The sequence below is a fragment of the Luteolibacter pohnpeiensis genome (genome assembly GCF_016595435.1).
Lineage (GTDB): Bacteria > Verrucomicrobiota > Verrucomicrobiia > Verrucomicrobiales > Akkermansiaceae > Luteolibacter > Luteolibacter pohnpeiensis.
The window spans coordinates 48,538-57,508 of record NZ_JAENIJ010000028.1 but is presented as its reverse complement, the minus strand read 5'-3'; the positions used below and the strand labels follow the sequence as shown (position 1 = coordinate 57,508).

The following is an 8,971-nucleotide window of genomic DNA, read 5'->3' as shown; positions in this document are numbered from 1 at the left end:
ACGGGGACGGCAGATGAGGAAAGCTAATAGGCTTCAAATAGTCGTACCAGCTTTTTATGAGATTTTTCGGCAATTATTTTTGGCAAACGGTCTAGGGGTCAGCGGATCAGGAAATAAAAGGCCAAGGCGAAAAAACCGATCCACACGGCAACCACGTGTGCGACACCGAAGGATCGTGCACCGGGTGATTCCGCAGGGTCGTCTGGATGTGGCCCGAAAAGTACGGCGTAGCGGATCACCCCCCAAATGCCGAACAACGACCACAAGATCAAAAACAATACCAGTCCGAGTTTAATCCAAATCATACCGCGACGGGAAACCTCTCCCCGCCGCGAAAATGACACGGATTGATGGACTTACAACTTCAGAAAGTTTTCCAGCAGTCTTTTGCCATCCTGGGTGAGAATCGATTCCGGATGGAACTGAACCCCGTGCACTGGATACTCCTTGTGCTTGAGGCCCATGATTTCTCCTTCTTCGGTCCAAGCCGTGATCTCCAGGCTATCGGGGAAGGTCTCGCGTTTGACGATCAGGGAATGATAGCGGGTGGCCTCAAATGGGCTGGGCATTCCGGCAAACACACTTTTCCCCTCATGCAAAATCGGAGATGTCTTACCATGCATCAGCCGGTCCGCGCGGACGACATCGCCGCCATACACCTGACCAATGGATTGATGGCCCAGACACACCCCGAGAATCGGCGTGCTTGGTCCCATTTCCTTGATCAGTTCCAATGAAATCCCGGCTTCGTTCGGCGAACAAGGACCCGGCGAAATGCAAATGCGTTCCGGCGCCAACGCTTTCACCTCAGCCACAGACAGAGCATCGTTGCGCACGATTTTCATCTCCGCCCCGAGCTCGCCGAAATACTGAACCAGGTTGTAGGTGAAAGAATCGTAGTTATCTAAAATGAGAATCATCGAATGATTGGTTAGATTTCAGATCCGAGTGTTTTTGCCAGGGAGATCGCCCGCAGCACCGCCTTGGCTTTGTTCACCGTTTCGTTGAATTCATAGGTCGGATCGGAATCCGCTACAACTCCCCCGCCCGCTTGAACGTAGGCTTTTCCGCTTTTGATCAGACAGGTCCGCAAGGTGATGCAGGAATCATGCGAACCATCAAAACCGAAGTATCCCACCGCGCCGGCATACGTGCAACGTTTGGCTTTCTCCAGCGAGTTGATGATTTGCATCGCGCGAATCTTCGGCGCTCCGCTGACAGTTCCAGCAGGGAACGTGGCACGCAGCACATCATAGGCACTGTGCTCCGGGTCCAGTTCGCCGGTGACATTGGAAACGATGTGCATGACGTGGCTGTAACGCTCGATCACCATGAAGTCATCGACATGCACGCCACCATGCTTGGCAATCCGGCCGACATCATTGCGGGCAAGATCGACCAACATCAAATGCTCAGCCCGCTCTTTGGGATCGGCCAGCAATTCCGCAGCTAAAGCATCATCTTCTTCCGGTGTCTTTCCTCTCCAACGAGTTCCGGCAATCGGGCGAATGTCGATGCGGCCCTGGATCGAGCGCACATGAACCTCTGGCGAGCTGCCAACCAAGGCAAAGTCGCCAAGTTCCAGAATGAACATGTAGGGCGATGGATTGACATACCTCAGGGCACGATACAGGTCGACCGGCGGACGATCGAAATCGGTCTCGAAGCGCTGGCTTGGGACAAACTGAAACACATCTCCCGCGGCGATGTATTCTTTGCCATCGCGCACCATCTGCTCGAACTCGGCTTGCGTCGTGTTGCTGACAGCATCCGTGGGCTGCACTTCAACCAGGCCATTCAATGCCGGAACATGGAAGGGACGATTGAGAATCTCGACAATTGCCGCGATTTTCCCGCGTGCCGCAGCATAGGCTTCTTCCGGCGATGCAAAATCATCGACGATCGCATTGGCAAGGATCTGCAAACGCCGCAGGCGGTGATCGAATACCACCAAGGTGTCCGCCAACATGAACATCGCATCAGGAACCCCGAGAGTGTCCGGTGGAGGCGGGCCAATCGTCGGCTCGAATTGCCGGACGGCGTCGTAGGAAAGGTAGCCGACCATTCCACCTGTGAAAGGCGGCAAGGTTCCATGAGTCACCGGATGATACGGTTTCATCTCACGTTCCAGCGCAGCCAGCACATCGTCTTCTGCGGTAAAACTGCGCGACTTGGAGCCTTCACGAATGGTGATTTCATGACCACGGGCTTCGAATACCAAACGAGGGCCACTTCCAAGAATCGACCATCGGCCACCTTTCTCGGTGCTTTCGGCACTTTCGAGAAGGAACGAATGACGATTATCCCGCAGCTTCAAGTAAGCGGACAACGGGGTCTCAAAATCCGCGGCGAGCTGGGTATAAACGGGCACGACATTGCCGCGCTCCGCCAGCTCGACGAAGTTTTCCAAAGTTGGCTCAACCGGTATGGAACTCACGTAGCGCGAAGCTTGACCACCAGCCGCTTGAGAGCAAGCTCAAGCTGGATAGGAATTCACAGGAATCATCGCCCCGCACTTGAATCTCCGCGCGGAGGACTTCAGATTTCTGTCCTGACATGTCGCAACCTTATCTTTCGCTGGAAGCTGAACTCCACGATGCCTTTTGGGCCGCAGAAGATGACGCGAGTGAAGTGTCTCTGATGGCCGCTTTTTTGAAGCAACACCCCGGCCCAGCCCTCGAAATCGGCTGCGGCTCCGGTCGACTTTTGCTGCCACTTTTGCAACAAGGTCATGAAATCGAGGGCCTCGAACTATCCCATGATATGCTGGACCTCGCGAAAAAATCAGCCGCTCGCGAGGGTCTGAAGCCAACGCTGCATTTGGGCGACATGACCTGCTGGCCACCGCAGCGGAAATACGCCAGCCTTCTGGCTCCAGCATTCACCTTGCAACTCGCCGACGATGCATTGGCCACTTTGAGGCGATGGCATGGCTGGCTCGAAAAAGGCGGCGGTCTTTATCTAACGATTTTCATCCCGTTCTCAGAAATTGAAGGCGATCAACCGGAAAACACCTGGTACCGCGATCACGAAGCAACCCTGCAGGATGGACGGATCGCGGTGATGGAAACCCGTCATGAGATTGATCTGGCGGCAAAAATCCTCCGCCGGGAACATCGATACCAGATTTCCGGGGATTCCAGACACCATCAATCGATCCAAGTCATCCGCTGGTATGACCCTGACGAAATGTCACAACTCCTCGAAGAAGCTGGTTATGAAATTGTTGATTGTTTTTCCGATTTCAACCCACCGGGACCGGCTGCGGAATTGGATGATCCAGAATTCCAAGGAATCGTAACATTCCATGCCCGGACTTGTTAGAAAAAATTCGGACCATTTTGAAAGAATTCCGTAAAACCCGCGTAGCGCGCCTTGACCTTGAGCGAATCCGGGACATAACACTACGTGTGCCTCGGAACCTTTTCCTGATATCCACGATCGCCCTTTTCTCGGGATCCGCGTTTGCTCAAACTTGGCAGCGGGAGGAGATCAACTTTGAGTCGATTGAAAGTCGAGCGCTCGATCTGTCTAACAAACCTTACGTCGCGCCGGACAAGAACAGTCTCCCGGACTGGATGAACAAGCTGACTTATGATCAGTATCGGGACATCCGGTTTAATCCCGACCAAGCGCTTTGGGCCGCTGAAAAACTCCCCTTCCGCGCTCACTTTTTCCACCCGGGCTACCTGTTTCGCGAGCCTGTGATGCTGAACGAATTCACGGACACCCACACCCAGCGCATCCGACTTTCCGAAGCCTTCTTCAACTACGGCCCGCTGATTAAAAATCACGGCGATCTTCCATCCGATGGAGGGTTCGCCGGCTGGAGATTGCACGCCCCACTGAATTCCAAGGATTACTACGACGAAGTCGCCGTGTTCCAGGGTGCCAGCTACTGGAGAGCGTTGGGCAGAGGTCAGCGCTACGGCATTTCCGCCCGCGGGATCGCCGTCAATACCGGAGCCGACGGAGTCACCGAGGAATTCCCAAGTTTCCGCGAATTTTGGCTCAAGAAACCGGAACCCAATGACACCACGGCCACCTTTTATGCCTTGTTGGACGGCCCTTCCTATTCAGGCGCCTATTCGTTCCGGGTCGATCCAGGCGATGACACCGTGGTGAATGTCAAAGCGGTGCTTTTCGCGCGGCACGAGGTCAAACGCCTCGGCATTGCCCCGATGTCCAGCATGTTCTGGTTCGGTGAAAATTCACGCCGCCGATTCGATGATTTCCGCCCTGAAGTGCATGATTCCGATGGCCTTTCGATCCGCATGAGCACTGGCGAGCGCCTGTGGAGACCGATCACGAATGACAGCGGCAATCTGGAATTCAGCTTTTTCAAAATGGACAAGTGCGAAGGCTTCGGTCTGTTGCAGCGCGACCGAAATTTCCACTCCTACGAGGATGGAGAAGCCGCCTACAACCTGCGCCCATCACTTTGGATTGAGCCGACATCGGATTGGGGCCCTGGCAGTGTGATGCTGATGGAAATCCCCACGACGAATGAACTTTCCGACAACACCGTCGCGATGTGGCAGCCGGACAAAACCCCGAAAGCGGGCGATCGTATCGAGTTTTCCTACAAACAACACTGGACCATGGCGGCAGATCCGTCCCAAGCCGGTGGTCGAGTCATCGCCACCCGCACCGGCGTCCACGAATGGCAGCCGGAACAGCGGACGATGATCGTGGAATTCGCTGGCGGAGCGCTGGAAATGCCGGATGAAAAGCCGCCAACGGCAGAAGTCCAGGCACTGGGCGATAATGCCGACAAAATCAAAATCCAAGGCGTGACGGTACAACCACTGCCAGAAGGACACTGGCGTGCGGCCTTCCAAATCGCCCCAGCTGACGAAAACGGCAAACTTTCCGATATCGGCCCCGTCGAGTTGCGCTGTGCACTCAAACGCGGCGATGCCTTCCTCACCGAAACATGGGCCTACCGCATCAAGCCATAGAAAATTCGCCGGGCAAACTGACGGATGTCGAACTCGACGAGTGGGAAGAAGCCTACGCGGTAGTCGAAGCATACCTCCAAGCCCTGCGCATTCGGAATCGGCTGCTGGCTGCGGAGCTGGTTCGTGGCATTCTTTGGCGCGCATCCACCCGCCGACTCCAGGAACCGGACAAACCGGCCCGTCTATTGGCCATGGAGGAAACGCTCAAGGAGCTCGCAGACTGGACGCAGCAAGTGCTGGATGAACCTCTGGAAAACCGTCGACTCGCAGCTCGTGGTCGACTGGCCCTTCTGCTCGCCGGCATGCCGGGCAAATGGCAGGGTGTTTTTCTAACTCCGCCGCCATGGCCGCAGGAATTTGTTGAATCCATGAAACAATCCTACCTGGCAGCAGGCCCCTGCTTTGCTGAGCTAAAAATGGAACCTAAACCGCTCGAATTCAACGCCCTCGGGAGCGGTGCAGCACAGTGGTGGGAAACCATGGACCGCCGCCCGATCGTCCGCACCGTCTTCATCACCGTTCTACTCACCCTGATTGGTCTAGCCGCTGCTTTCATCTATTACTGGTAAATGGGAACTGCCGATTCATCACCGCGGGATGCCGCGAAACCTTTTTACGGTCCGTTCCGCAGTGGATTGCGCCGCTTTGTTTTCTTCTTCAGTGTCTTTGTGGTGAACGTGATCGCCAGCTTGTGGCTGGCCGATTTGTTCTGGCACATGGGCATGCACCGCGCCCACTACGCGATGCTGGTCTGCTTTTTCATCCTGAATGGACTGCTGGTCCTCGGATCATTCCACGCGATCTTCGGATTTTTCGATATCCTTGCCGGGAAAAAACGATCGGTCCGCATCATGGAACTGGCAGAGGGCAAGCAAGGCCCACTGGCGAAGCGTTTCGCCGTGGTGATGCCGGTCTATAACGAAGACAGCGTCAAAACCTGTGGCCGCATTGAGGCAATTTACCGATCGATCGAAGCGACAGGGCATCTCGATTCATTTGATTTCTTCATTCTCAGCGACACCCGCGATCTCGACCTGTGGGTGCTGGAAGAAACCGCATGGACCAATCTTTGTCGCCAGCTCGGTGCATTTGGCCGCATCTACTACCGACGCCGTAGAACCAATGAAAACCGGAAAGCCGGAAACATCGGGGATTTCGTCCGCACCTGGGGCGGCGGCTACGAAGGCATGCTGGTGCTGGATGCGGACAGCCTGATGGACGGAGGCGACATCGTGAACATGGCCAGGGTCATGGAAGCCTACCCGCGCCTGGGTATCCTGCAGACTCCTCCGAAGTTGATCCGCGGCTCTTCCGTTTTCACACGTCTCCAGCAATTTGCGATGAGACTTTACGGACCGCTTTTCATTCGCGGTCTGAATTTCTGGCAACTCGGCGGTGGCAGCTACTGGGGCCACAACGCGCTCATCCGCGTGAAACCGTTTTCAGAATTCTGCGAACTCCCTGCCCTACCGGGTCGCGAACCGTTTGGCGGACGCATCCTGAGTCACGATTTCGTCGAAGCCGCCCTGATGGTTTCGGAAGGCTGGGAAGTCTGGCTCGCGTGGGACATCGCGGGCACTTACGAAGAAGCTCCACCTACTTTGGCGGACCATTTGATCCGTGATCGCCGGTGGTGCCAGGGCAACCTGCAGCACCTTTGGCTCATCTTCGCCCGCAAGTTGCCTCTGACCGTGCGGATGCACCTATTCATGGGCATCATGGCCTATTTGGGAAGCCCGCTTTGGTTCTTCTTTCTATTGCAAGGCACCTGGCTCGCCTGGGATCGCGAGCACTCGCACCTGAGCCAGCTACCTTTCGAAAACGTCGTCTTCCGCTTGTTTCACATCAACGTTACGGAACAGAGCCTCATTTTGACCGGAGCCGTTTTCACGCTGCTTTTCTTGCCAAAAATTCTCGCCTTCTGCGGGGCGATCCTGGTGCCGAGTATCCGCCGCTCCTTTGGCGGTATCATCCCCTTGTGCGTCGGCCTGGTTTTCGAAACCTTGATTTCCATCCTGCTAGCGCCGTGCATGATGGCCTCGCACTCGCTGATGGTTCTCAGCATTGTTCTTGGAAAAGCAGTTGGCTGGGGAAACCAAAATCGCGAAACCGACGGAACCACCTGGAGCGATGCCGCCCGGTTCCATGCTTTCCCGACTCTTTTGGGAATCGTCTGGAGCGTGGTCGCCATCAAGATCGGTTGGATCTTTGCCGCGTGGATGTCACCGATCCTGATCGGCCTCATTCTTTGCATTCCGGTATCCGTCTTCACCAGTCGCGTCCGTTTGGGCAAAGCACTGGCCCGTTACAAAATCCTTTCCACGCCCGAAGAGCTGTCGCCACCACCCGTGGTTCTGCTCGCCGATGCGGCAAAGGCAGCGGTCGATCCAGCACTGGATGCAGGGGTAAAAAATCGGACCGGCCTGATTGCGGCGGTGGTTGACCCCTACGTCAACAGCGTCCACGTCACCCTCCTGGAATTCTCTGAACTTTCTCAGGAAGAACAGGATATAGCCGAGCGATGCCTCACAGAAGGGCCATCAGCCCTTACCAAAAACGAACTTTCCGATCTGCTTTACCTCGCTCCGGCTATGCTTCTCATGCACCGGGCCGTTTGGGTTCGCCCTGCTGAAGGCATTCACCCGATCTGGACAGAAGCCGTGGAAAGCTATCGCAGACGACTCGATCCTCCAACCGCTTGAAAGAAACCTCTTGTGCGGGAATCAGGATCATAGGCAAGTTGGTTCGCCTTCCAAGCTCCTGAAAAACCCATGTTCGAGATCAATCCCAATCTGTCCGATATCGTTTCCGACGCCGCCGCTGGACTCCGTGAGCACCTCAGCGCCGAACCGACCATCACCGCTGCCGCACCAGGCCGAGTCAATTTGATCGGCGAACACATCGACTATTGCGACGGCTTCGTTCTGCCATTTGCGATTGATCGCTACATCGTCATCGCAGGTTGCGCCAACGGTACACAGCAAGTCAGGGTAGGAACTTCGTTCAACTCGGAAATTGTGGTTTTCGACATCGAGCATCCACAAACACCCGGAGATCCGAAATGGGCCAATTACCTGCGTGGAGTCATTCGCGGCTTCCAAGATCGCGGTCATCACATTCCGGGATTTGACGCTTACATCGTTTCGTCCGTCCCGGGCGGAGCAGGACTTTCCTCATCCGCAGCCCTGGAGTGCGCCACTGCCACCTTCTTGGAGGGGCTGCTCGACACCGTGCTCCAGACCCGGGAAAAAGCATTGCTCTGCCAACAGGCTGAACACGATTTCGCCCACGTTCCATGCGGCATCATGGACCAATTTGCTTCGGCATTTGGCCAGGCCAACCAATTGGTTCTCATCGATTGCCAGAGTGGAGAACCAGAGCTGGTGCCTTTCGAGAGCCCAGACCTCACCGTGTTGATATCCAACACCATGGTTCATCACGAATTGTCCGATGGCGGTTACGCCCTGCGCCGCAAACACACGGAAGACGGACTCGCCATAATCGGTAAATCCTCATGGCGCGATGTCACTGAAGCCGATATTTCCGCCCATTGGGAAGCTCTCGGCGAACCGATCAACCGCCGTTGCCGCCATGTCGTCGGTGAAATCGCCCGCACTGTCGATGCCTCTGAAGCCTTGAAGGCAAACGATTTCGAAAAACTGGGGCCGCTCATGGCTGCCAGTCATGATTCTTTGCGGGACGATTTCGAAGTTTCCTGCACCGAGCTTGATCTCATGGTAGAAGCCGCTCGCAAAATCGGCCGCGCAGGCGGAGTCATCGGCGCTCGCATGACCGGTGGCGGATTTGGTGGCTCAACCGTCACCCTTTGCGAATCCAACAAGGCCGCAGAAATCGCAGCTGCCATGGCGGACGACTACAAAAAAGCCACAGGTATCACCCCGCAAATTTTTGCCTCACGCCCTTCGCGTGGTGCTCACCTGGTCGACTAAGTTCGGCGGAGTTTGTGCTCAGCAAAGATTTTTCTCGTCTCCACCCGATCCTCTCCACAC

The 8,971-nt window shown here is 55.6% G+C and carries 8 protein-coding genes; 5 read left to right on the top strand and 3 right to left on the bottom strand.

The annotated features are described in order from the left end of the window. Window positions 1-98: 98 nt before the first annotated feature. From JIN85_RS15555 to trpE, 3 genes are read right to left on the bottom strand one after another with little or no spacing between them, the layout of a single operon-like run. Complete coding sequence (locus tag JIN85_RS15555; protein ID WP_200272406.1) at window positions 99-305, bottom strand: hypothetical protein; 207 nt, start codon at window positions 303-305, stop codon at window positions 99-101. 51 nt (window positions 306-356) lie between these two features. Beyond that, the gene (locus JIN85_RS15550; RefSeq protein WP_200272404.1) at window positions 357-920 is read right to left on the bottom strand and encodes an anthranilate synthase component II; all 564 of its coding nucleotides are present in this window, start codon (window positions 918-920) and stop codon (window positions 357-359) included. 11 nt (window positions 921-931) lie between these two features. Continuing rightward, the gene (trpE, locus tag JIN85_RS15545) at window positions 932-2,437 is read right to left on the bottom strand and encodes an anthranilate synthase component I (protein WP_200272402.1); all 1,506 of its coding nucleotides are present in this window, start codon (window positions 2,435-2,437) and stop codon (window positions 932-934) included. A gap of 119 nt (window positions 2,438-2,556) precedes the next feature. Between trpE and JIN85_RS15540 the strand changes: the two genes are divergently transcribed. The 5 genes from JIN85_RS15540 (at window position 2,557) to galK (ending at window position 8,911) form a co-directional block, all read left to right on the top strand. After that, the gene (locus JIN85_RS15540; protein ID WP_200272400.1) at window positions 2,557-3,324 is read left to right on the top strand and encodes a class I SAM-dependent methyltransferase; all 768 of its coding nucleotides are present in this window, start codon (window positions 2,557-2,559) and stop codon (window positions 3,322-3,324) included. Between the two features lie 86 nt (window positions 3,325-3,410). Then, the gene (locus tag JIN85_RS15535) at window positions 3,411-4,961 is read left to right on the top strand and encodes an OpgD/OpgG family glucan biosynthesis protein (RefSeq protein WP_200272398.1); all 1,551 of its coding nucleotides are present in this window, start codon (window positions 3,411-3,413) and stop codon (window positions 4,959-4,961) included. Continuing rightward, window positions 4,937-5,530: a hypothetical protein gene (locus JIN85_RS15530; RefSeq protein ID WP_200272396.1), complete on the top strand. Its 594-nt coding sequence runs from the start codon at window positions 4,937-4,939 to the stop codon at window positions 5,528-5,530. The genes JIN85_RS15535 and JIN85_RS15530 overlap by 25 nt, the downstream gene beginning before the upstream one ends. Further along, window positions 5,531-7,663 (top strand): glucans biosynthesis glucosyltransferase MdoH, encoded by a 2,133-nt coding sequence (gene mdoH / locus JIN85_RS15525; protein WP_200272394.1) that lies wholly within the window; start codon window positions 5,531-5,533, stop codon window positions 7,661-7,663. It begins immediately after the preceding gene. A gap of 69 nt (window positions 7,664-7,732) precedes the next feature. Further along, complete coding sequence (gene galK / locus JIN85_RS15520) at window positions 7,733-8,911, top strand: galactokinase (RefSeq protein WP_200272392.1); 1,179 nt, start codon at window positions 7,733-7,735, stop codon at window positions 8,909-8,911. The last annotated feature ends 60 nt before the right edge of the window (window positions 8,912-8,971 follow it).

What these genes read in the sequence shown, in the direction of transcription:
- JIN85_RS15555 (WP_200272406.1), bottom strand. Translation starts at nt 305, where the DNA reads ATGATTTGGATTAAACTCGGACTGGTATTGTTTTTGATCTTGTGGTCG.
- JIN85_RS15550 (WP_200272404.1), bottom strand. Translation starts at nt 920, where the DNA reads ATGATTCTCATTTTAGATAACTACGATTCTTTCACCTACAACCTGGTT.
- JIN85_RS15540 (WP_200272400.1), top strand. Translation starts at nt 2,557, where the DNA reads ATGTCGCAACCTTATCTTTCGCTGGAAGCTGAACTCCACGATGCCTTT.
- JIN85_RS15530 (WP_200272396.1), top strand. Translation starts at nt 4,937, where the DNA reads ATGGGCCTACCGCATCAAGCCATAGAAAATTCGCCGGGCAAACTGACG.
- mdoH (WP_200272394.1), top strand. Translation starts at nt 5,531, where the DNA reads ATGGGAACTGCCGATTCATCACCGCGGGATGCCGCGAAACCTTTTTAC.
- galK (WP_200272392.1), top strand. Translation starts at nt 7,733, where the DNA reads ATGTTCGAGATCAATCCCAATCTGTCCGATATCGTTTCCGACGCCGCC.